The sequence below is a fragment of the Paenibacillus sp. J22R232 genome, assembly GCF_056269165.1.
Window position 1 is genome coordinate 28,320 of record NZ_JBWDNK010000025.1, and the last position, 21,809, is coordinate 50,128.

Annotated in this window: 26 protein-coding genes; 24 read left to right on the forward strand and 2 right to left on the reverse strand. The window is 49.7% G+C overall.

Annotated features, from left to right (window positions below):
- Window positions 1-57 precede the first annotated feature (57 nt).
- On the reverse strand, window positions 58-723 hold the full coding sequence (locus AC0YN3_RS31665; RefSeq protein ID WP_475778831.1) for a PspA/IM30 family protein: 666 nt from the start codon (window positions 721-723) through the stop codon (window positions 58-60).
- A 29-nt stretch (window positions 724-752) separates the two neighbouring features.
- Entirely contained in the window at window positions 753-968 is a 216-nt protein-coding gene (locus tag AC0YN3_RS31670) for a PspC domain-containing protein (protein ID WP_183562635.1), read from the reverse strand.
- A gap of 258 nt (window positions 969-1,226) precedes the next feature.
- On the opposite strand from AC0YN3_RS31670, the gene AC0YN3_RS31675 reads away from it, so the two are divergent.
- From AC0YN3_RS31675 to AC0YN3_RS31790, 24 genes are all read left to right on the forward strand, one after another.
- A complete protein-coding gene (locus AC0YN3_RS31675) occupies window positions 1,227-4,550 on the forward strand; it encodes an outer membrane protein assembly factor BamB family protein (protein WP_475778832.1) in 3,324 nt (1,107 codons plus the stop codon).
- Window positions 4,551-4,757: 207 nt separating this feature from the next.
- A complete protein-coding gene (locus AC0YN3_RS31680; protein ID WP_475778833.1) occupies window positions 4,758-6,032 on the forward strand; it encodes a LolA family protein in 1,275 nt (424 codons plus the stop codon).
- 148 nt (window positions 6,033-6,180) lie between these two features.
- On the forward strand, window positions 6,181-7,371 hold the full coding sequence (gene alr / locus AC0YN3_RS31685; protein ID WP_475778834.1) for an alanine racemase: 1,191 nt from the start codon (window positions 6,181-6,183) through the stop codon (window positions 7,369-7,371).
- Between the two features lie 221 nt (window positions 7,372-7,592).
- Complete coding sequence (locus AC0YN3_RS31690) at window positions 7,593-7,874, forward strand: CopG family ribbon-helix-helix protein (RefSeq protein ID WP_028609437.1); 282 nt, start codon at window positions 7,593-7,595, stop codon at window positions 7,872-7,874.
- A 3-nt stretch (window positions 7,875-7,877) separates the two neighbouring features.
- Entirely contained in the window at window positions 7,878-8,228 is a 351-nt protein-coding gene (locus tag AC0YN3_RS31695; RefSeq protein WP_028609438.1) for a type II toxin-antitoxin system PemK/MazF family toxin, read from the forward strand.
- A 242-nt stretch (window positions 8,229-8,470) separates the two neighbouring features.
- Window positions 8,471-9,196 (forward strand): SAF domain-containing protein, encoded by a 726-nt coding sequence (locus AC0YN3_RS31700; RefSeq protein WP_475778835.1) that lies wholly within the window; start codon window positions 8,471-8,473, stop codon window positions 9,194-9,196.
- A complete protein-coding gene (locus tag AC0YN3_RS31705) occupies window positions 9,193-10,041 on the forward strand; it encodes a CpaE/TadZ family protein (RefSeq protein WP_475778836.1) in 849 nt (282 codons plus the stop codon). Before AC0YN3_RS31700 ends, AC0YN3_RS31705 begins: the two co-directional genes overlap by 4 nt.
- Window positions 10,042-10,085: 44 nt before the next feature.
- Window positions 10,086-11,411: an ATPase, T2SS/T4P/T4SS family gene (locus AC0YN3_RS31710; protein ID WP_475778860.1), complete on the forward strand. Its 1,326-nt coding sequence runs from the start codon at window positions 10,086-10,088 to the stop codon at window positions 11,409-11,411.
- Complete coding sequence (locus tag AC0YN3_RS31715) at window positions 11,404-12,339, forward strand: type II secretion system F family protein (protein ID WP_475778837.1); 936 nt, start codon at window positions 11,404-11,406, stop codon at window positions 12,337-12,339. The genes AC0YN3_RS31710 and AC0YN3_RS31715 overlap by 8 nt, the downstream gene beginning before the upstream one ends.
- Before the next feature lie 13 nt (window positions 12,340-12,352).
- Window positions 12,353-13,246 (forward strand): hypothetical protein, encoded by an 894-nt coding sequence (locus tag AC0YN3_RS31720; RefSeq protein WP_475778838.1) that lies wholly within the window; start codon window positions 12,353-12,355, stop codon window positions 13,244-13,246.
- 35 nt (window positions 13,247-13,281) lie between these two features.
- On the forward strand, window positions 13,282-13,431 hold the full coding sequence (locus tag AC0YN3_RS31725) for a hypothetical protein (RefSeq protein WP_183562657.1): 150 nt from the start codon (window positions 13,282-13,284) through the stop codon (window positions 13,429-13,431).
- Window positions 13,432-13,475: 44 nt separating this feature from the next.
- Window positions 13,476-13,622: a hypothetical protein gene (locus AC0YN3_RS31730; RefSeq protein ID WP_475778839.1), complete on the forward strand. Its 147-nt coding sequence runs from the start codon at window positions 13,476-13,478 to the stop codon at window positions 13,620-13,622.
- A complete protein-coding gene (locus AC0YN3_RS31735) occupies window positions 13,619-14,044 on the forward strand; it encodes a hypothetical protein (RefSeq protein ID WP_475778840.1) in 426 nt (141 codons plus the stop codon). Before AC0YN3_RS31730 ends, AC0YN3_RS31735 begins: the two co-directional genes overlap by 4 nt.
- A gap of 19 nt (window positions 14,045-14,063) precedes the next feature.
- Window positions 14,064-14,549, forward strand: a complete 486-nt coding sequence (locus AC0YN3_RS31740; protein WP_475778841.1) for a hypothetical protein — start codon at window positions 14,064-14,066, stop codon at window positions 14,547-14,549.
- A 55-nt stretch (window positions 14,550-14,604) separates the two neighbouring features.
- On the forward strand, window positions 14,605-15,834 hold the full coding sequence (locus tag AC0YN3_RS31745; RefSeq protein ID WP_475778842.1) for a M24 family metallopeptidase: 1,230 nt from the start codon (window positions 14,605-14,607) through the stop codon (window positions 15,832-15,834).
- Between the two features lie 17 nt (window positions 15,835-15,851).
- Complete coding sequence (locus tag AC0YN3_RS31750) at window positions 15,852-16,331, forward strand: PH domain-containing protein (RefSeq protein ID WP_475778843.1); 480 nt, start codon at window positions 15,852-15,854, stop codon at window positions 16,329-16,331.
- Window positions 16,324-17,901, forward strand: a complete 1,578-nt coding sequence (locus tag AC0YN3_RS31755) for a PH domain-containing protein (protein WP_475778844.1) — start codon at window positions 16,324-16,326, stop codon at window positions 17,899-17,901. The genes AC0YN3_RS31750 and AC0YN3_RS31755 overlap by 8 nt, the downstream gene beginning before the upstream one ends.
- A 155-nt stretch (window positions 17,902-18,056) precedes the next feature.
- Window positions 18,057-18,590 (forward strand): RNA polymerase sigma factor SigY, encoded by a 534-nt coding sequence (gene sigY, locus AC0YN3_RS31760; protein WP_475778845.1) that lies wholly within the window; start codon window positions 18,057-18,059, stop codon window positions 18,588-18,590.
- Window positions 18,577-18,909 (forward strand): YxlC family protein, encoded by a 333-nt coding sequence (locus tag AC0YN3_RS31765; protein WP_475778846.1) that lies wholly within the window; start codon window positions 18,577-18,579, stop codon window positions 18,907-18,909. Before sigY ends, AC0YN3_RS31765 begins: the two co-directional genes overlap by 14 nt.
- On the forward strand, window positions 18,897-19,118 hold the full coding sequence (locus AC0YN3_RS31770) for a sigmaY antisigma factor component (protein ID WP_475778847.1): 222 nt from the start codon (window positions 18,897-18,899) through the stop codon (window positions 19,116-19,118). Before AC0YN3_RS31765 ends, AC0YN3_RS31770 begins: the two co-directional genes overlap by 13 nt.
- Window positions 19,119-19,169: 51 nt before the next feature.
- Complete coding sequence (locus AC0YN3_RS31775) at window positions 19,170-19,379, forward strand: PLD nuclease N-terminal domain-containing protein (RefSeq protein ID WP_475778848.1); 210 nt, start codon at window positions 19,170-19,172, stop codon at window positions 19,377-19,379.
- Entirely contained in the window at window positions 19,376-20,326 is a 951-nt protein-coding gene (locus tag AC0YN3_RS31780; protein ID WP_475778849.1) for an ABC transporter ATP-binding protein, read from the forward strand. The genes AC0YN3_RS31775 and AC0YN3_RS31780 overlap by 4 nt, the downstream gene beginning before the upstream one ends.
- A complete protein-coding gene (locus AC0YN3_RS31785; RefSeq protein ID WP_475778850.1) occupies window positions 20,323-21,168 on the forward strand; it encodes an ABC transporter permease in 846 nt (281 codons plus the stop codon). The genes AC0YN3_RS31780 and AC0YN3_RS31785 overlap by 4 nt, the downstream gene beginning before the upstream one ends.
- A 102-nt stretch (window positions 21,169-21,270) precedes the next feature.
- Complete coding sequence (locus AC0YN3_RS31790) at window positions 21,271-21,654, forward strand: ATPase (RefSeq protein WP_475778851.1); 384 nt, start codon at window positions 21,271-21,273, stop codon at window positions 21,652-21,654.
- Window positions 21,655-21,809 lie beyond the last annotated feature (155 nt).

The following is a 21,809-nucleotide window of genomic DNA, read 5'->3' on the forward strand; positions in this document are numbered from 1 at the left end:
CATAGCCACTTTTATGTGGCAGTGAAGGTTCTTTCGTGTTTGTATGGTTAACTAAGATTACTGGCCGGAAGTTTTCTTAAGCAACCGATTCAGTTCTTCGTCGACACGTGCGCTGCGAAGCTCGCTCTGTTCATGGATGCCCGTTTGGCGGGCGTCTAGCCCATAGCGTCCTCTGGTCAGCTCTTGCTGCGCTTCTTGCTCCATCAGTTTCTGCTCGATTCGATCGAAACCCCTCGCAGCGTTGCTGCCGTGGTGAACGGAGGACGGATAACCAGGCGATGGAGCTGTTTTTTCCAGCCTAGCGACAAGTTCCTGCCGTTTTTCTTGCAGTCTCGTTTTTTCTTCCTTCAAGGCTCCGACGCGAAGCTCCAAATCAAGCACCGCTTGCTTGGCAAGCTGAATGAGCTTCTGGGTCTCTTCCTTTTGCTCCAAATACAGAAGCTTGGCCTCAAGCGCCGTGCGAGCCTCGGCCTCGCGGCCCTCTAACGCTGCTTGCTCCGCTTTACCCTCGTAATAGGTCGCCTGCTCGTTCAGCTCATTTAGCTTGGCAAGCAAGAATCGCTCATGCGCCTGCTGCTTCAAGCTTTCATGCTCAGCATTTGCAATTTCCTCGTCTAAGTCCCTTAAATAGTGGTTTAGCATCATGACCGGGTTTTCAATCTTGTCCAGCATTTCATTAGCGGCCGCCTTCGTCATACTGGCCAAACGTTGTAAAATTCCCATAATATCATCTCTCCCTGAATGGTTTAGTTTTAGTAGTGGTCAACAAATCTAAAGTCATGGTTTGCGGCTTTTGGAACAAAGAGCGTAGCGAGGAAGTAGATCAGAATGACTGCCCCAAAGCTGAAAAACGCGGCGATGACAACTAACAATCTGATAATCGTTGAATCAATCCCCAGCCACTGTCCAATACCTCCGCAGAGACCGGTTAGCTTGCTATCCGTCGTTGATCGAAATAATTTTTTCATATCTTTCATCCTTTCCTTCGGCTCATCTATGTCCTTATTGTAGAATAAGGCCCGCATTCCCGTAACGGACCGCAGTCTGTTCCCGCTACTGGTCTTTAGGCGGGTATTCATGCGACAAATGGCGGGGAAGAATGGCATCGGAGGTTGATTAGACTAGCGATTCAAGATGTAATTATGCTTTACAGCAACCACGTTATCTCCTATTATGAAGCTAGTTTTAATAGAGAAATATTAGTAGGTATGGGAGGAAAGGCTAAATTGAAGAAGCGGTCTTATCATAAACGGGTAGTTTGTTTGCTCCTTGTTTTCGTTTGTTGTTTTCCAGGCTGGATGGCTCCTTTGTTCGTCCAAGCGGAGCCTGCCTTATCGAGCGGTTCGTATTTGGCGGAGCGATGGGCTGTGAACGTGAAAGGCGGAGTAGGGGCAGTACCGCTTGTCGGGGATGACGGGACGGTGTACGTCTTATCGAAAAAGGGACAATTTCATGCATTAAGCCCCGAGGGCAAGGTGATTTGGACGGCAGCGGTTAGGCCATTGAGCGAACAATATGCAAATGAAAAAGGCCAAGTCCTGCTAGGGACTGACGGGGTCATTTATGTAAGCTCAGGCGGGAACCTATATGCTTTTCAAGCGGATGGAACGAAGAAATGGGAATATGAAACGACCTCTCCACGCTTAGATAAGGTAGTATTGCAGCGTAACGGGTTGATCTATATCCAGGATTTCCGTTCCATGCTGGGCATTCGTCTGGATGGTACGAAAGCACTCGAGCGGACCGATATTTCAGGTTTGGTGAAATATAAAGGCGCAAATGAAGATAAGATTTATGTAACGTCGCATAAAATTTCAACAAAAAAGATCGATGATAAATATGTGCCTGAGCACACTGCTTACGCTGAGGAATTAAATACAAATGGTTCAACTCGCTGGAAGGTAAATTTGAACAGCAGTTCCTCCTATCTGAATCCCGACGTAGACTCAGATGGGAATATGATGGTGTTTATCCAGCCTGCGGATGTCGGAAGCCAATCCCAATTGCCATTCTACGTTCGGTCTAGGCAGCCATCCGAAGTGAAAGTAATAGGCGAGGGAGCGGTGAGACGGACTTATGCATTAACGGGGAGGACGGAAGCACCTATATTATTTGATGAGCAGAAAAATGCTTACATCGTTACACGGGATGCCGTTGTTTCTAAGTTTGATTCGTCAGGTAGGCTCATTTGGAAACAGCAGCTTAATGAGCGAACGGATTTAAATGAGAATGGCACAGCCATGCATCTTGAAGAGGACGGGACGCTCTTATTCTATAGCATGCTTTATCGTTATGTATCTGGGGACGGTTCGTCTGAGCGGAGCGATCTCTACAAACTCGAACTTCACCGGTTCAGCCAAGAGGGGAAGCTTGTTTCTTCTACGGTCCGAAAATATGAAAAGCCAGTTGTATGGTTGGACAATGGAATGGCGTTGTTCGACGGCTATAATAAACTTATTTTATCGGACTTGGAGATGAAAACAACGAGGGAGTTTGATGTCAGTTCTACCTTTCATCTCGCGTACATCGATCAGAACCGAATTTATATGGGGACGAGCAGCGGACGTATGATTGCATTGGAGTTAAAAAATATTACGAATGAGCGCGAGGTTGTCTCCCTTTCATTCGGAAATGCATTTACGCAGCTCCAAGCGGGAACGATTATCTCGCTACAAGCAAGAGCGAAGTATGCAGACGGAAAAGAACAATTGAATCCAACGGGTATAGTCTATCGCACAAGTGATGAAAAAGTTGCATATTTTGGAAAATCCGCATTTCATGCCGTTGCGCCAGGTGAAGTGGAAGTGACTGCTGAATACCAAAACGTAAAGACGACAATGAAGATAACGGTGAGTGGTCGGCCGAACATAGAGAAGCCGCAAATAACCTATAGCGCCATGCTGCAAAAAAAATGGTCATACATATTGCCGGCGCTTGAAACGAGTAAAAACGAAAGTTATTTGGCGCCAGTTCTATCGGCAGACGGTTCGGTTTACGCGCTAAGCACCCAAGGCAAAATAGCAGCGGTCAGCCCGGCTGGAAATATCCAATGGCAGCACAATGTGAATCAGCTAATGCGCAACAAGCCGGTGCTTGGTCCTGATGCACGACTTTATATGGGGACGAATACCGGTCAGCTTATTTCATATGATCTCGCTAGCGGCAAGCAAATGCTTAATCAAAATATCGCGTTGGGTCATTACAGTACGCTGCTCGGCTGGGATCGCTCTGGAAATAGGTATACAGGATTTAGCATGAGTACGTCTACCCTCACGACGAGAGGGGAAAGCAGTAGGCTGCAATCGGTAGATAGAGCGGATGCTGTTCAATGGACTACTTCGTTGATTGGAGAAATTGCGCATGATGAACCTGTCCTGAACACCAAGGAAGACACGGTTTACGTCGTTACGAAGAACAGCGAGGCGGTTGGCGAGGTTTCTGCCCATCCGACGGGAATGATTAGCATTCGTTTTCTAGGCACGCTATATGCAATTGATGCTTCGTCCGGCAGTATTCGCTGGAAATACGATCTTGGACATGCGAATTCAGCGTTCTACAAGCCGCTGCTGCTTCAAGATGGAACAATAGCCGTCGCTAGCTCGGAAGGAACCGTAAGCGCAGTAGACTCGGATGGCAAGCTGAAATGGAAAAACAATTTCAAACTATATTCACAGGCTGAACCTTTCGTTAGCAAAAACAAACTAGTTATGTTCAAACAAGGTGTAGCCGGAGGCCTGTCCGAGGAAGAGAACGCGGTTCAATTGCTGAACATGAAAGATTATCCGGAAGCGATCAACCAGAAGCAGAATGAATGGCTTTTCACTTTAAAGGAGAACGCAATAACGGCTAGAAGCCGCCATTCTGTCGCGTCTTACGATACGGCAGGCAACATGAAGTGGCGGATTGATTTGGCGGGTGATAAGTCTAGCGTGAGCAGTATTACTAATGATCTCCAAGTAGCAGTGATCGACAACGGGAATGAATTAGGCTTATTCGATATTAAAGTTACACGCTCCTCAGGAAGCTTATTTCCTGATATGAAGGCGCATTGGGCGAGGGAAGCGGTAGAGAAGCTTGCAGAAGCTGAAGTTGTTTCCGGTTTCCCTGACGGGACCTATCGACCGAATGCTCCAGTCACACGCGAGCAGTTTTTGACTATGCTTTCAAACAAGCTCGATACGACATTAAGGAAATCGGAGCTACCTTTTTCTGATGTACCTAAAGCGAGATGGTCAAGAGCTGTAATTGAGTCTGCCGTAGCGGATGGCTGGCTTGATGCGGCAGCATACGGAAGCACATTTAAGCCGGCTGATCCTGTAACGAGGGAAGAAATGGCGGTATGGACGGCTAGAGCATTAAAACTGACGGAAAAAGCGGATGGACTGGCAAAGGTTGCTGATCGATTATCGATCAAGGCATCGAATAGAGGCTTGGTTGGCGCGGTTATCGATGCGGGCATCATAAACGGCTATGCGGACGGAAGCTTTAAGCCGCTAGCCACGTTGACCCGTGCAGAGGCAGCGGCTTTGTTGTCTAGAGTAAAACGTTAACGGATTAGTGAACGTACTAATTTTTCCGAAAAAATAACGAATGAACGAGAGCTTGCTTTTAAGGTCGCCGACCTGGGAGCAAGCTCTTTTTTCTTGTTCAAGCTGCTCGCTTGCCTAAGCTTGTCAAACTAGTCCGCATAATTGGTCAAGTCCCCTCATAGACATGTTATCAGCCAGTAAAAAACAATGTGCAGAGGGGATGATTACATGCGTCGCATGACATGGACCGCGGCAATCATATTGTGTTTGTCGCTCGTATTAGCAGCTTGCGGAACGAAGGACGCCGAGTCCGTGGTTAAGGAGCTCGACAAAGTAGTAAACAGCATGGAGAGCTATCAAGGAAGCGGTACGATGACGCTGCGGACGGGTCAGCAGCCACTGGAGTACAAGGTGGAGGTTTCCTATCAGAAACCGCAATATTATCGGATCAAGCTTACGAATGAAGAGAAGGACATTACACAAATCGTGCTTCGCAATGACGACGGCGTATTCGTTCTCACACCGAAGCTGAATAAAGTTTTCCGCTTCCAAAGCGATTGGCCGCAAAACCAAGGTCAGGTTTATTTGTACCAAACGCTCGTGCAAAGCATCCTTGTGGATAATTCCAGGCAATTCGTAATCGACGAGGACAATTATGTCTTTGACGTAATGGCCAATTATAATAACGGCTCGTTGGCCCGCCAAAAAATATGGCTCAACAAAGCGGACTATAAGCCCGTTCAGGTTGAAGTGAGCGATACGAACGCGGCAGTTATGGTCGAAGTGAAATTCGACACTTTCGACTTCGGACCGAAGTTCGACAAAGCCGTGTTTGAGACGGAGGCCAACATGAAAGCGACACCTTCCAGCCAAACGACAGAAGAGCCGACTATGACGCTGCCGGATGACGAGAGCATTAACGGAGCTGCCGAAGGAAACGTTGACGACGCGGATGCAGATGCAAATGCTGCAACGAACGGGAATAAAGCAGACGATGCGGATACGGATGCGAATGCCGCAACGGATGGCAATAAGGCAGACGATGCCGGCAATCAATCCGGTAACAACAGCGCCGTAGATGGCGATGATCAAACGAACAACAGCGGGAACGCGGCCGAGGATGAAGGCGATGACGCGGCAACGAGCGCCAAGCCGGAAGAGGCAGCGGGCTTTACGGCAATGAAGCCTTCGTATTTGCCGGCAGGCGTCCAGGAGCCCGAGCTCATTGACATCGTGTTTGGCGGCAACCCGGGCCTGATGCTGCGTTACTCAGGCGACTACAGCTACACGCTTATTCAGACAGAGCCGAAGGATCAAGCGGCATCGTTGGTGCCAGGCTTGATGATAGATCTAGGCTTCACAATGGGTGAGCTGAGCGGCGATGAGCAGCAGACGTTGACTTGGACGTATGAAGGCCACCAGTTCCGTCTGACAAGCGCCAATCTGCCGGAAACAGAAATGATTAAAGTCGCGCAATCCGTACAGGGCGAAATCGGCAAATAAATCGGTTAAACGGGCGATTTTCCAAGACGTACTAGCCATTTCCGAGGTTCGTTTCATTGACAGTCTCAGCAGCAAGGTTTAACATTATTGCTATTGATGTTTGCTGCTCGGACTGTTGTGGCTGCCATATAAGGAGAAGGTGAACGGCTTGGAATTGTATTATCGCCCTACCAGGGTTGAACTTTCATTAGATGCTTTACGACATAACTTAGAAGCTTTTCGAAATGCGATTCCGAGTAAATGCAGAATTATGGCATCTGTGAAAGCAAATGCTTACGGGCATGGCGCGGTAGAGGTTGCGCGGGAGGCAGAACGCTTCGGCGTAGATTATTTAGGCGTTGCATTCCTTGATGAAGCTTTGCAATTGCGCCAGGCTGGCATCCAAACCCCGATTCTCGTGCTTGGATACGTGGCAGCGGATGCCTTGTCTGTCGCTAGAAGCCATAACATTACCATCAGTCTCTTCCGGGAGGACATCTTAGCAGCCGCGGCGGTTCTGCCGCCTGATGACAGCGGCCACCAGCTTAAGGTTCATATCAAGATGGATTCCGGAATGGGCAGGTTGGGCGTAATCGGCAAGGATGAGGTACTGTCCTTTATCGAAATGGCTATGAAGGTTCCGCAGTTGGATGTGGAAGGCTTGTTCACGCATTACGCGCGCGCGGACGAGGCGGATAAAGACTACACGAAGCGCCAGTACGAAAGGTTTCAAGAGGTAGCCGAGCATGTGAGGCATCAGGGCTGGCCCATTCCGATCATTCATGCGGCAAACAGCGCCGCGGGCATTGATACGCCCCAATGGGCAGGCGATATGCTCCGTTTAGGCGTCAGTATGTATGGGTTGTATCCGTCAGATGAGGTAAACCGGCAGCGCATCGAGCTGGAGCCCGTGATGTCACTGAAGACGGAAGTCGTTATGGCCAAAACGGTACCGGCAGGCTGGGGAATAAGTTACGGCACACGTTATGTAGCGGCGCAGGAAGAGTGCATCGGAACGCTCCCGATTGGTTATGCAGACGGCTATAGCCGTATGCTTAGCGGCAAAGCGAAAGGGATCGTACGCGGAGTAAAGACCCCGATTCTTGGAACGATATGCATGGACCAGTGCATGATTGCGCTTGATCCTGCGGCAACGGAAAGTGATGGCAACGTGAAGAACGGCGAAGAGGTGGTGCTCATTGGCCGCCAAGGCGATGCGGTTATTACCGTTGAGGACGTAGCGGATCAGCTTGGCACGATTAACTACGAGGTCATCTGCATGCTTGCAGCACGGCTGCCGCGCATTTACGTTAGCGGTGACCGGACAATCGCGATTGAAAACCCCCTTGCTCAGTCATAATAACAAATGGTAATTGTTTCAACTTACAAATTTTCGTAAATGAAGAGGATTTTCGCCAAAAATCTCGAATGTAGTATGGAAGGGTATCTATAAAGGCTATACATGAAAACATACAGCATATTTGATATACGGCTATCATAGATATGTTGAAGTATAGCGACGGCAATATATTGTCATAATGTGTAGTAAGGTTATGGAAAAGTTTTGGGGGTGCGAGTTCGGTGGCCAATGTACAAAATACCAAAAGAATCATGATTAGCCTGCCAGATCATTTGCTGGAGGAGGTTGACGGGATTGTTGCCAAGGAAAACTCCAACCGCAGCGAATTTATTCGGCAAGCCATGAAGCTTTATTTGGTGGAACGTAAAAAACGTCAAATCCGGGAATCCATGCAGCGCGGATACATGGAAATGGCGAAAATAAACCTGAACATGGCCTCGGAAGCTTTTCAAGCGGAGGAAGAAGCAGATCATACGTTAGGCCGTCTCGTTAGCGGGGTGTAGAGGTTGATTGTAAAACGTGGTGATGTTTTTTTTGCGGATTTATCGCCAGTCGTCGGATCGGAGCAGGGAGGCGTTCGTCCCGTTCTGGTCATTCAGAATGATATTGGTAACCGTTTCAGCCCTACGGTCATCGTAGCTGCAATAACGGCTCAAATCCAGAAGGCAAAGCTGCCGACCCATGTCGAAATGGATGCAGCCGCACATGGCTTTGACCGCGATTCCGTTGTGCTTCTTGAGCAGATTCGAACGATTGATAAGCAGAGACTGACTGACAAAATTACGCATTTGGATGATGAAACGATGCGCAAGGTCGATGATGCTTTACTAATTAGCGTAGGTTTAATTGATTTCTGAGCGTTATGGGCTGTTTAGCGTTAAGAAGGGATAACCTTCTGCTGAATGGCTTTTTTTGTCGTCTTTTACATAAAAATGATGAAATTAGGAAAAAATGATAGACAAATGAAAGATGGATTTGCTATTATGAACTCAATTACTTAAGTAAACCTATATACGAGCACTATTATGCGAAGAACGCACTCAGTAAGCCATAGATGGCTGCTGGTGCGTTCTTTTTTTGTGTTCGGGGAGGAGTGGCGATGAGAAAACGAAGAAACGCAATCATCAGCCTGACAGCGGCCGTTCTGTCGGCAAGCTTGGTTTATGGCATCTACGAGCTGCAGCGCGTGCATCTGGAGAACGAGGAGACGATAGCCGTCATTGTACCCAAACGGTTCATAGGAGCGGGAGAACGGCTTCAGGAGAGCGATTTGGAATACAAAACGGTTCCTCAGGCGGTGTATGTTCCCGATATGGTCATGAAGCTGGAGGACGCAGCCGGGAAAGAGACGATTATTCCGCTCGGCAAAGGCGAGCCATTGCTGCTTTGGAAGGTGGATGAGTTCCACTTGCAGCCCAAGCGGTCGGAATCTACTTTCCAGATTCCCAAGGAGTACATCCGTTCCATCTCCAACGGCATTAGGGCTGGCGATAAGGTACTACTGTATGCATCGGGGGAAGGACAGCCCTCCGAGCGGTTATTCTCAGACGCCGTTACCGTTGCATCGGTGAAGTCATCGGGTAATGTGGAAATCGACAATGTCGAGAATCCGAATCTCATCTCGCGGGCGGAAGGGAATAAGGAGCAGATGTATGCTTCGCGGCGAGAGGCTAACGGCATGATCGACTACCTGAACCTGAATTTAACGGAAGAGCAATGGTTACTGCTTGATCGCTATTGCAAAGGAGGAGCATTGAAGCTGGTCGTGGCGTACAGCCCGGAATCGCTTGATCTTGCTGCAGCTGGAGAGGATGGTGGGCTGTGAATGCTGCAATGGTACCCTTAGCTGCATTTATAGGAACGACACCGAATATCGGAACGACAGCAGCGGCGTTCGCAGCTGCTGTCCGGATTGGGGAAGCGAGCGGCAAGCCGGTCGGGTACTTATGCCTCAATCTCAAAAGCTCGAAAATCCATCGCTATCTCGGTATCGATGAGCCGCTCGTCACATTGGATAAGCTTCGCCCAGAGCTGAGATCCTCCGCGTTGACGCCGGATATGCTGCGTAAGGCGGCTTATCCGGTGGCAAGCCAGCCGAACGTACAGGTATTATTCGGCAACATGATGAGGGACCAAGCGGAATACTTCACGCCAGAGGAAGCGGAGCATTTGCTCGATGTCGCAGAGCAGACCTTTGCATTCGTCGTCGCGGATGTCGGCGCATACTGGGATAACGCTGCTACGATTTGCACGGTTAGGAGAGCAGGCTCAAGGATACTTGTGACTACGCCGGCCTTGTCTCATTTTCAAGAGGATGGCAAGCGCTGGATCGGACAGGTATCGCCATTATTCGGGGTAAATCCCGATCAATACGATTCGGTCGTCATTAATGGACCTTGGAGAAACGGAGGCTATCAGATGAAGCATATTTGTAAAGAGCTAGGCACGTCGGCATTGGGCCAGCTTCAATTAAGCGAATCGGTTTCCAGCCAATTGGATAATGGAACCTATGCTCAGTGGCTGAAGACCGACAGCGGCGGTTCGGAGATGATGAAGGGTCCCGCGAAGGCGATGATGCAGAAGCATGGCATTCGGAGCGTGGGGGTTTCCGTAGCCGTACAGCCGTGGTACCGCAAGCTGCTTGCCCATCGCAACGGTACAAGCTCGTGACGGCACAGCAGAATCGATTCTCGCCTTCAGGTTTTGCTGCGCAGATGCAGTCGGAGCGGGAGCAGCACGATAATGAGCCGCTTGCACCGTACCAGACAGCAGACTCGCAGGGAGAGTTCGTACGGCTGGCTGATGATATTCGCTCTTATCTAAGCATTCCGCACGGAGTAGGAGAAGCTGAGCGGAGGCAATACAGCGAAACGCTGAATCGCGCGGTGTTAGGCTATTCGCAGGAACGAGAGCAGGTGCTTGCCGTCATCGCGGATCGATTGATTAGACTTCGTATTCATCGGGCAGATCATGTGCAGCACCCCTATCACACACTCGCAGAAGCGTTGTTTGCTGAAGTAATCGGATTGAATGTGCTCGAGCTGGTACTGGCGGATAAAGCCGGTTTAGAGGAAATACAGGTTGTCGGAACGAGCATCTTCCTTGTCAGAAACGGAGTCTCCAAGCCTAGCGAATTTCGTTTTGATAGCGTACGGGAGGTTGAGCGAATCCAGCAAAATCTGGTCTTGTACAATAATGATCGCATAAATCCGCGCAAGAGATGGGCAGAGGTCATGCTGCAGGATGGCTCACGCGTAACGATGACCGGATTCGGGTTCACGGCAAATCCAACCTTGACCATTCGTTTTTATACGGTACGAAGCATTGGCTTGCTTACATTATGCGATCCGAGGTATAGGACGATGAACGGGCAGATCAAGATGCTGCTAACCGCCATTCTGGAGGCACGGTTCAATTTAGTTATCATTGGTCCTACGAATTCAGGCAAAACAAATCTAATGAAAGCACTCATTGCCGAGCTGCCGGACGAAGAGCGGATTATTACGATCGAAGGCCGCTTTGAAATGATGCTCGGGCGCGATTTCCCAAACAAAAACGTAATCGAGTACATGACGGATGAAGAGGATGATTATCACCGGTCGGATCAGGCCTTCAAGCTCGCCTTGAGGCAATCGCCGAAGCGGATTATTCATGCAGAGATACGCGACCAGGATGCGAACATTTATGTGCGTGCCTGCACGCGGGGACATTCGGGAAGCATGACGACCGTGCATGCCAATACCCTGGAGGATGTGCCTGAGGCGATTACGGATATGTGCATGCAGGATGGCAGAGGGATGAATGCTGAGCGTTTGACCAAACGGATCACGCAATACGTTACAGAGATTGGAATCGAGATGGCTTTAATGGGAGGGAGACGCCTGATTAGGAGGATTAGCGAGCTCAGCTGGGAGAGCGGGCAGGTAAGACTTAAGGATTGGGTTACGTACGATGAGATAAAGGATGAATGGATTTATCCTGCGCCTCCATCCGCCCCAGCTGCCTTACGGCTTGCTGCAGGAGGCAAGCGCTATGAATGAGCTTTCTGCCGGCGCGGCTGCTGGACTGTTGTTTTGCCTATTGTTTATTGCGATTATCCATTTGCTTTTCCTTTGGTCTAAGGAGCAGCAGCTCGTCAGCAAGCTAACTTATATTTCGAATCGCAGCTTGCGCGTGCGGGCAGCAGAGCGCTTCAAACGCTACGCATGGCTGTACCGTCATTTATCGGATTTGCTGGAGGCGCTGCGCCTTGCTATTTCACCGTCCGCCTTTGCTTATATTTCCGGTCTGCTGCTGCTGGCAGGGCTTACTGCGGGCGGGCTCTTCTTCCAAAGCATAAAGGGAACCTTATTGTTCGGCTTAGTGATTGGGTTATTGCCCTATACGATCCTTCGGACGCTGCTCGTGCATCGGCGCATGCAGACGCAAATGGACTTTTTGCCGGCCGTTGAGCTTTTTTATCAATGCTATCTGATTACAGGAGAGAGCCAGGTCAGGGTTGCGCTGCAGCGAACCGTAGAAGAGCGAAGACTGCTGGGACCGATGCAAGCCGTATTCGAGCAGCTTTACCGCAATCTGTCGGTGCGGGGTGACGATGAAGCAAGCTTAAGGTTGCTCAGCACGTCGCTCGGTCATTTGTGGGCTGATTATTTCGTGCATATTTTGCGGGTAGCGCTCGCAGAAGGCGTAACGGTATCAGACAGCTTGAAAGAGCTGCTCACCGATATGCGCAAAGCTAGGCGGGCGAATGAACAAGAGCGGAACCGCTTGCTGGAAATCCGAGTTGCCAATTTTTCACCGCTGTTGTTCCTTGCTTTATTTATTGGCATTAACTTGCGATACAACAAAGAAAATACCTATTTCTATTACGTTGTTGATCCGATGGGAAGGGATATGCTGCTTAATGCAGCTTTGTTGATTTTCGCTTCATTTCTGATGGGATTATGGCTATCGCGCAAAAAGATGTGAGAGGAGGTTAGCAATGCCGAATTGGGCGATGCAAATGATGGGGCTGGCTTTAATGGCCGGGCAATGCGTTTTCGGAGCGGTATTTTTTTACATCCTATTGCAGCTATGGCCTGAACGTCCCGCTAGATGGAAGCATCTGTCTGTCGTGTCGGCTTGGCGTACGAGAATGGTGCCGGATAACTGGCTGCGGTTCTTCTTCATTTCAAGAAAGAGGCAGTCTTTCATGGAAAGAGAAATTCTGCTTGCCGGCTGCGGGGTAACGGCTGATGCGGCATGGTATATGATCGCGTACCGGCTGCTTGTTTGCGCGATGGGCAGCTTAATCGTTAGTGTGAGTATTTGGCATAAATGGCTGAACGCCTACGTTCCCGTTTCCTACATCGGCCCCTTCCTGCTTCTGGCAATGCTGCTTATTCATCTTGACCTTCTATGGCTGCGTTCCATTCGCAAGATGCGTGCGCTGCAGGTGACGAAAGAGATTTTTGTAGTGAGCAAGCAATTGATTTATTTGTCAGATTCTTCGCTGCATATTCATGCTAAGCTGCAGCGCTGTGTTCCCTTTACGCGTGTGATACGTTTTGAATTGAACCAGCTTCTTGCCGAGTGGTATCACGATGCGGGAGGGGCGCTGCAGCGCTTTAAACAGAGGCTTGGCACGGAAGAGGGCTTAAGCTTCGTAGAAACGCTGGACGCGCTGAGGCTGCATGAAAGCCATCAATATTATGAGTTGATTCGCACAAGAATAGAAGACTATAAGGAAAAGATTGAGCTGGCCAAGGAAAGCCGCAAAGAATCAACTTCTTATCTATTATTTATCATCGCGGGCATTCCGATTTTGTACACCTTCCAAATCTTTATTTATCCGTGGGTGAGAGAAGGACAGAAGCTCTTTCAGTCCCTGAACTGAAATAGACGCCGTAGCTCGCGGAAGGAGGTGATCACGTGCGCAATATTCTAATGACCGTAATGATGCTGGTCGTCGTAATCGTCCTATTCAATACGATAATCGCTCAGGATACGACTGGAACAAGCAGTCAAATCGAAACGCAGGGCACAGCCGCAAATACAAAGATTAGTCAGATGCTTCCTTAATTCATAGTTATTGCGTTAACCAAAGAGAGCGGAGGGAATACGATTTGCGCGGAATTCTAATCTCCATGCTGTTGCTTGTTGCCGTACTGGCTTGCTATCAATCAATCGCCGAGGGCGATGCGGGAATGAAGCGGCAGATAGACGGCGCCGGCAGCTCGATCAGCTCGCATATCAGGAGCATGAGCCCATGAAGCAGATTTTGATTTTCGTTTTGTTTGCAGCGCTGCTCTGCTGGCTTATGTTCTCTCCGATTTATAAACATGTTCTGATTGTCAGGCAGGCGGTATTACAGCAAGAGGTGGATTACTTATTGGAAATAGGAGCTAGCGGAAGTTACGGTTACATAAGCCCTGCGATGCAGGAGCAGTCCAGACAGCGCCTAGCCAGATTTGGCATGCGTCCTGAGGATATATCGTATGAGCTTGCAACAACGAATGGGCAGTCAGCATCCAATCCGTACGATCCGCTGCCTCGCGGTGAGGGCATATCATTAACAATGAGCTACCCCTACGAGCGTTTATTTGAAATTGATCGCTTAATTGGCTTAACGCCGCCATTGCCGTCAGATAGGATGAAGGCGTTCGGGATGAAAATGAGCGAGTATGTTCCGTAGGGGAGAGGATAGTTAACGAATGTACAAGCTGCTGCTCATCGTTGTAATGATGTCGATTTGGCTTTCGTTGCATTTGCTTCAGGTAGAGGAACAGCTCGCTATGAAGACTTTGTTTCAAGGGAAGCATGCCGTCAATCGAGCCGCTCATGCAGCGGCCCAGCAGGTTGATACGGCAGCGCTAGGAGAAGGTGTTTTTCGTCTTGAGCCGATAAAGGCGGAAGCAGCAGCAGCTTTGTACTTGCAGCAGAACTTGCTGCTGGATGAAGAAGGTGCACCGCTTTCCGGCTCCTTTTTGAAGGAAGCGGTGCAGGTTGCGGTGTTCAAGCTGGTAAACGCGGACGAAATATTTCCCTATACATACCGAAATAATGCTTACCAATACGAGGTTACCTTACAGCGTCCAGGCGTCATTTTAATCATAAAAATGGTATATCCACGCGTTTTTGAAGTGATGGAGCCTATTGAATGGCATATTAAGGGGGCGGCGGAGCTCGTAGCAGGTTGACGTAAAATAGGAAAATTGGTGTAATAAGGGGAGGGAGTTTACTTAGGAGTTGATAATGGCTGTGATGGATATTGTTGCTGATGTTCCTGAAGCGCTTGTGAGCGAGAGGTTGGTCCGTTTGCAGGCGGTTATGCAGAGGGAAGGCGTAGATGCGTTTCTGCTCACGCAAAATGTTGATCTTTATTATTTCACCGGCTCGATGCAAAATGGGTATTTGTTTATTCCAAGCACCGGCGATGCTACCTTTTACGTTCGGCGCAGTGTTCAGCGAGCCAAGCTGGAGACCGCGGTAAAGGTAGCCGAACTTGGTGCTTTTCGGTTTTTTGGGGAAACGCTTGCGCACCATTACCCGTATTTGTTTGGGAAGGAATCAGGCCTGCGAATCGCCGCTGATCTCGATGTGCTGCCGGCTCAGCTATATACCAAGCTAAAGGAGCTCATTGGTTCTGCCGCAAGCTGCGCGATCATAGATGGCTCTTCACATATTCGCAAGCTTCGAATGGTGAAGTCACCTTGGGAAATAGGCAGAATCGAAGCGGCGGCAAGCGTAGTCTCCGAGTCATTGACCGCAGCGCTTAGCGTGCTTAGAGAGGGGATAAGCGAGCTTGAGTGGATGGCACGCATCGAATACGAGCTGCGAATTAGGGGACATATCGGCTTGATGCGCATGCGGGGCTTTAATCAAGAAATTACGACGGGGATGGTCATATCGGGCCCGGCTGCTGCAGTGCCTTCCTATTTTGACGGTCCGGCAGGAGGCCTGGGGCTCGGTGCTGCTTCTCCGCAAAGCGTCAGCCGTTCTTTGATTAAGCGAAATGAGCCCATCTTGATCGATATCGGCTGCTGCGTAGACGGTTATGTGATTGACCAGACTCGGACTGCCGTTATCGGGAAGCTGCCCGAAACGCTTCAGCATGCATACGGGGTGTCGGAGACGCTCATCGCTAAGGCAGAGGAGATGATGGTTCCTGGCACGCCATGCTCGAAGTTATACGAGGCTGCGCTTGAAGGCTGCGCTGCCGCAAATCTTTCCGATCACTTCATGGGCTTCGGTGCCGACCAGGCCAAATTCCTTGGACACGGCATCGGGCTTGAAATTGATGAATGGCCGGTTCTCGCCAAGGGCTTCGATATGCCATTGGAGCCAGGAATGGTGCTTGCCGTCGAGCCTAAATTTACGTTCCCTGGCCTTGGGGTTGTTGGGATTGAGAACAGCTACCTTATTACGGATCGGGGGGCAAGGAAGCTGACGCAGTTCAGGGAAGGTCTAATTGTATTACCTTAAACAAGGGGGATGTAAGTATGAATCGGGAGCTTACGAAGCGGCTTCATCGTGATTACGTAAAGGTTTACCGAATTAGCGAGCTCATATCGAACGGTATCTTCCTAGCTGTCGTAATTGCCTATTTCATCTGCGCATCGATCTGGGCTTGGACGCTCGTTCCGGGATGGATTGCATTGTCTGTGTGCGTTGCTTCCATCATTCTCTTTACTTGGATTTTTCCGGAAATGAAATATAAGCGGTTTCAGTATGAGTTGTTTGAGGATGAGCTGGAAATCCAATCCGGGCTTGTTTTTTTGAGCAATGTATTGGTTCCTATGGTTCGCGTGCAGCATGTGGAGCTTGAAAGCGGACCGCTTATGCGCAAATACGATTTGGCGAGCGTTTCGGTTGTTACGGCTGCGACAACGCACCGGATCAGCGGGCTGAAGCTCGGAGAAGCTCAGCAGCTTAAACGCAGAATCGGCGCATTGGCTAAGGTGGACGATCAAGATGAATGAGCGTCGAACGCTTCATCCCATATATATTCTGTTCGGGCTGCTGAATACGATTCGAGGCTTCATTCCGTTTATAGTGATCGGCTTGTTGAGGGGAACGGACTGGACGGGACTGGAATGGTATTGGTATGCAGGCGTCTCTGCGTTATCCGCCATCATACTTGTGTTCAGCTACATCGAATGGAAAAGCTTTGGTTTCTGGCTTGAGAGCGATCGGATCATCATTCGCAAAGGCTGGTTGTTCAGAGACGAGAAGACGATTTATTATACGAGGATTCATTCGGTTAACGTAGAGCAGCCGCTTGTTCAGCGATTGTTAAAGGTCGCACAAGTGAAGATCGAGACGCCCGGCGGCAATAAGAAGGCAGACGGCATTTTACCGGCGCTCTCCCTTAAAGAAGCAAGCGATATCCAGCTGATGCTTAAGAAACAAGCCACGGTCATTGCTGCTGGCGAAGCTCAACCGGTGCATAAGAAACAAGCCACGGTCATTGTCGCTCACGAAGGTCAACTGGTGTCTGAGAAGCTGATAACGCAGAAACCTGGGGTAGACGACCAGATGGTTGTGAAAATAAATCAAAAACCATTACTGTCAGAATCCGTCAGCCATAAGGCTGAGCGCGGTCCGTCGATTGCGCTTCATGCGGGACAGCTGCTACAGGCAGCTGCGACCTCGATGAATTTTGGTTTGGTTGCAGCTTTTATGGCAGGATTGTACTCTTTCGCTAACGATTTCATCAACCAGCTGCTTCCCGATCATTTTTTCGAGTCGGTCGTCGAGGATTCCTCTAGCCTTATGCCAAGCTATATCGTCGTTGTCGTTGTAGTCATTGCAGGACTTGTCTTTGCTTGGCTGCTCTCGATTGTATTGTACGTGCTGAAGTTCAGCGGCTTCGCCGTTCAAAAAGAAGGCGGCCAAATTTCAGTATCCTATGGGTTGTTGGAAAAAAAGTCGTTCGTGTTTGATCCTAAAAAAGTGCAAGCTGTCATTGTGAGCGAAAGCTGGCTGCGGCAAGCCTTTGGTTACGCAGAGATCCGGCTGCAAATCGTTTCGTCTGACAAGAAGGAGCAGCTTATGCTGCATCCCTTTATCAAACGTTCCGATATTCAGCAGGTTTTGAATGATTTCGTACCGCAGATTGAGCATTCTGAGAAAGCAACCTTGCAGGGCGCACCGAAGCGAGCGTTGTTGTACTATATTAGGATCGAGCTTCTGCTTGCCGCGCTGCTATGCGCAGCTTCAATTATTTTCTTGAAAGAAGCAGGGTTGTGGTCGTTAGCGCTCATGCCACTTGTTCTATGGTGGAGGAGAAGCTGTTACGCTGCCGCAGGGGTTAGTCTGAGGAATGGGCAGCTTACGCTGCGTACGCGATTTTTATCGAGATCGACGTTTTTGATTCGACGGCCGCAGATTGTGACGATGCGTGTGAACCGTTCGATTGGGCAGCAGCGCAAGAACTTGCTAACCTTATCCGTGCGTGCGCTCGGCAGCCCGTTCGAGTACCGCGTGAAATGCTTGGATCATGCCGATGTTGAGCCTGTATGGCGTTGGTACAGCCGAAGTCAACAATAGCATTAGTGTAAAATAGACCCTACAGCTGCTGCAGAAGAGCCACTCGCTTCTGCGGCTTTTTTCATTCCAAAAAAAATACGCATTCGGAGTGAACGAATCGCGCAAGCTGTTCGTCTAAGCAATATTACCGAAAGAAGCAAGGGGGTGAGGCGCTCGTGGAAGACGAGACGAAGCTTATTAAGAAAGCGGTTCGCGGAGACTCGCGGGCGCTATCCGAGCTGCTCCGTGAGCATTACTCGTTTTTGTATCAGTATCTGCTTAAGGCAACGATGAACAAAAGCCGCGCGGAGGATGTCACGCAGGAGACGATGCTGAAGGCGATTGAGAAAATAGCTACCTTTCAGGGAAAAGCCAAATTCTCGACGTGGCTGATTACGATAGCCTCTAGGATTGTTATTGACCGGATGCGCCGCAATGAGCTGGAGCGGCATTGGCTGCAGGAAGAACGCTCGCTGCGGTCTATTCAATACGAAACGATCCGGGAAGGCGTTGAGTGGTCGGATGCACTTCAAGCGCTGGGACGGCTGAGCAGCAGCATCCGGATTCCCGTACTGCTTAAATATTATTACGGCTATGGACAAGATGAAATATCCGCAATGCTGGACATTCCGGCGGGAACAGTGAAATCGAGACTGCATAATGGATTGAAGCAGCTGCGAAAGGAGCTAACGGAGCATGAAGAAGCATGATGAGGAAGACCAGCTTTGGTTCAATAATCTAATGAAAGAAGATTTAACCCGCTTTGACGCTGCGCATGCGCCGGAGGTTCCTGAGCAGCATCGATTTGAGGAGCTTGTACATGCACACGTTAAGGATACGAAAAGAAAGCTTCGGAGAGAGCTGCTGCTGTTCTGGTTGCTGGCATGCTTTATTCTCGGAGTGATGCTGTGGATCATCGACCGTAACTGGAGATGGTTCGCAATTATTCAAGCAGTCACTACGGCTGGCGGGATTGGGTATGCCAGCTACGCACTCGCACGGGGGAGGCTGCGCCAATGGAAGAGCTGAAGATCTTGCCGATTTGGTTTTGGATTTTGCTCGCTGCTGCTCTGATTGCGCAATCTACCTGGTTATTTATCGATGCGCGCAAACGGGACAGCATGCCTTGGCTTTGGGGGATATGGGGCTTGATCCAAATTCCGATGCCGCTTGCTTTTTACTTTTTATTTGTTCGAAGCGGATGGTTTCGTCGCGGCAGGCGAAATCAAGAGAAGTAGTGAACGAGAGAAGCAGCAGCGGAAGCTGACAGGTTTAAAGGAGGATAAAGGATGAATGAATCAATCGTAATCGCCGATTTATTGCCAATCCTTGCGCCGATTATCGTCATTCAATTGATTATAATGACTATCGCTTTGGTTTTGTGCGCAAAGGCGGAGAATACGCGCGGACCCAAGTGGGTCTGGGTTCTCATTATTATTTTTATCAATATATTCGGGCCGATCGCCTTTTTTATCGCAGGCAGGAGGAACGAAGGATGACCGCATTGCTCGAGGTTAAAGGTTTGACGAAAAGCTTCGGCACCGTAAAAGCGGTTGATGGCATCCATTTTACGATAGCCGAGGGGCATTGCGTTGCACTGCTCGGACCGAATGGGGCAGGCAAAACGACGACCATTCGCATGATTGCCGGCCTGCTAAAGCAGACTTCAGGCCAGATGGTCTTCAAAGGTGCCGGACATGGCGGTGCGCACAGAGAGCTGATTGGATACTTGCCGCAAACGCCTTCCTTCCATAATTGGATGACGGGTTTGGAGTTTGTTGCCTATGCTGGCCAATTGTGCGGCCTTACCTCTGCCGAGGCTAAGAAAAGGGCAAAGGAACTGGTCGAACGCGTAGGAATTGCAGGCGCTGCCAAAAGACGGATCGGTTCGTACTCGGGCGGCATGAAGCAGCGGCTTGGGCTTGCTCAAGCGCTTGTCCATCGTCCGAAGCTGCTTGTTATGGATGAACCCGTTTCGGCGCTTGATCCGATTGGGCGCAGGGAGGTGCTGGATCTTCTGCGCGAATTGAAACGCGAAACGACGGTCCTCTTCTCGACGCATGTCCTTCATGATGCTGAGGCGCTTTGCGACGATGTCATCATTATCCGTGAAGGGAAGGTTGCTCTGCAAGGAGCAATCGAAACCATTCGCAATGAGCAGCGGAAGCCGATTATTAACCTGCAGCTTGAGAACGATGAAGGCTCAAGGCAATGGCTGACTTTATTTATCCAAACCATAAGGGATGAGAAGAGGCTTGCCAATCAACTCTCTTTGTTCGAAATGGCATATGAGCAAGACGGAGCAGCGAGCTTTGCCGTGAAGGATGTAGACGCCGCCAGGCAGATCCTTGTCGGGGAGCTGGCACGCAATCAAATAAAACTAAGCAAGCTTGAGGTAGGCCATTCATCATTAGAGGATTTATTTATGAAGGTGGTGGGCGAATGAAGGGTGCAGCGACTGCGACAAACAAGCTTGATCTAGCTTCATTTCCTGCGACCTCAAGCTTTATCCGCTACCTGGTTATGGTTCGGAAGGAGCTGCTCGAACAAGCGCGAAGCTATAAGCTGCTATGGGTACCGCTTGTCTTCGTTCTCCTTGGCATCATGCAGCCTGTTTCGACCTATTACATGCCTGTAATTCTAGAGCATGCGGGCAACTTGCCGGAAGGAACGGTTATCGATATTCCAATGCCGCTCGCCGCCGAGGTGCTCGCACAAACCCTTCAGCAATTCGGTACGCTGGGCATGCTCGTTCTCGTATTAGCCTGCATGGGTACGGTTTCTGGAGAGCGTCAAAGCGGCGTCTCGGCGATCATTCTTGTAAAGCCCATATCCGCATTAGCCTATATCAGCTCCAAATGGACGTCGATGCTGCTGCTTGCGTGGGGCTCGCTTGCTGCCGGTTATTTGGCATCTTGGTACTATACGGGGTTATTGATTGGCGAGACGCCAATCGTCCAGGCATACGATAGCATGCTCGTTTATGGTTTGTGGTTAAGCGCGGTAATGACGATTACCCTGTTTTTCAGTACATGGCTGCGAAGCTCGGCAGCAGCAGCTTTTGCTGCGCTGGGAGGCGCCTTGATGCTTACCTTGCTGGCAAGCCTTTTCCCCAGGCAGCTTGGCTGGACGCCTGGCGCTTTAGGCGGATTTGCCTATCAGCTAGCGGCCGCAGGCACACCAGACTCTAGTAACTTCAGTGCAGCTGTAGTGGTAACTATTGTTTGTATGTTAGCTGCAATAAGCCTTGCAGCCGCGCGGCTTCGTAAAAGTTTGGCAGCTGAGTAAAGAAAAGTCTGTCTATTGACTCTCTTCGATTGGACACCGCTATTATTTTTTAGTAGGATAGTAGTGAAAGAATCAGCGGCGAAGAAACGGGAGTTGAGGACGATGCTACAACTAGGCACAAAGGTCGTCATTGTGGCTGACCAATTTGAACAAAACCTTCCCATAGGGGAGCATGGTTATATAATAGCTTACGATCGCAATGCGGATAATGTGTTTGATTACGTACTGAGGGTGCCTTCGGCGAATCGGAATTTTTTAATTCCGGACGAGGACGTGGAGCTCGAAGAGGTACTTATTCAAGACGAGGTTGATCGCATCGAACGGGAAGCGCTAATTGATTTCGCGCTCGCTACGCACAACGAAGAATTGTTCAAGCGCGTGATGAATGGCGAGCCTGAGCCGGAGGCCGAGCTGGAACAGGCAGGCAATGAACCGCTTAGCCCTGCAGATTTTATCCGTCAAGTTAATTTAAAAGCATGGATTTAGCTCGCAGCCATGCGCTGCAGACTGTTCTGTATGTCACTTTGCTGACATCGGGACAGTCTTTTTTTATGCAGTCACCGGAATTGCAGCATGCATATGGGCTGGATGTTTGCCCTTTTCATTGATGTTCGCCATGCAAGTGAGATATAATAGGAAGA

Coding starts and splice junctions, on each gene's coding strand:
- AC0YN3_RS31665 (WP_475778831.1), bottom strand. CDS start 723: ATGGGAATTTTACAACGTTTGGCCAGTATGACGAAGGCGGCCGCTAAT.
- AC0YN3_RS31740 (WP_475778841.1), top strand. CDS start 14,064: ATGTACAAGCTGCTGCTCATCGTTGTAATGATGTCGATTTGGCTTTCG.
- AC0YN3_RS31680 (WP_475778833.1), top strand. CDS start 4,758: ATGCGTCGCATGACATGGACCGCGGCAATCATATTGTGTTTGTCGCTC.
- AC0YN3_RS31715 (WP_475778837.1), top strand. CDS start 11,404: ATGAATGAGCTTTCTGCCGGCGCGGCTGCTGGACTGTTGTTTTGCCTA.
- AC0YN3_RS31790 (WP_475778851.1), top strand. CDS start 21,271: ATGCTACAACTAGGCACAAAGGTCGTCATTGTGGCTGACCAATTTGAA.
- AC0YN3_RS31745 (WP_475778842.1), top strand. CDS start 14,605: ATGGCTGTGATGGATATTGTTGCTGATGTTCCTGAAGCGCTTGTGAGC.
- AC0YN3_RS31710 (WP_475778860.1), top strand. CDS start 10,086: ATGCAGTCGGAGCGGGAGCAGCACGATAATGAGCCGCTTGCACCGTAC.
- AC0YN3_RS31770 (WP_475778847.1), top strand. CDS start 18,897: ATGGAAGAGCTGAAGATCTTGCCGATTTGGTTTTGGATTTTGCTCGCT.
- AC0YN3_RS31670 (WP_183562635.1), bottom strand. CDS start 968: ATGAAAAAATTATTTCGATCAACGACGGATAGCAAGCTAACCGGTCTC.
- AC0YN3_RS31750 (WP_475778843.1), top strand. CDS start 15,852: ATGAATCGGGAGCTTACGAAGCGGCTTCATCGTGATTACGTAAAGGTT.
- AC0YN3_RS31780 (WP_475778849.1), top strand. CDS start 19,376: ATGACCGCATTGCTCGAGGTTAAAGGTTTGACGAAAAGCTTCGGCACC.
- AC0YN3_RS31755 (WP_475778844.1), top strand. CDS start 16,324: ATGAATGAGCGTCGAACGCTTCATCCCATATATATTCTGTTCGGGCTG.
- AC0YN3_RS31765 (WP_475778846.1), top strand. CDS start 18,577: ATGAAGAAGCATGATGAGGAAGACCAGCTTTGGTTCAATAATCTAATG.
- AC0YN3_RS31785 (WP_475778850.1), top strand. CDS start 20,323: ATGAAGGGTGCAGCGACTGCGACAAACAAGCTTGATCTAGCTTCATTT.
- AC0YN3_RS31720 (WP_475778838.1), top strand. CDS start 12,353: ATGCCGAATTGGGCGATGCAAATGATGGGGCTGGCTTTAATGGCCGGG.
- AC0YN3_RS31775 (WP_475778848.1), top strand. CDS start 19,170: ATGAATGAATCAATCGTAATCGCCGATTTATTGCCAATCCTTGCGCCG.
- AC0YN3_RS31735 (WP_475778840.1), top strand. CDS start 13,619: ATGAAGCAGATTTTGATTTTCGTTTTGTTTGCAGCGCTGCTCTGCTGG.
- AC0YN3_RS31700 (WP_475778835.1), top strand. CDS start 8,471: ATGAGAAAACGAAGAAACGCAATCATCAGCCTGACAGCGGCCGTTCTG.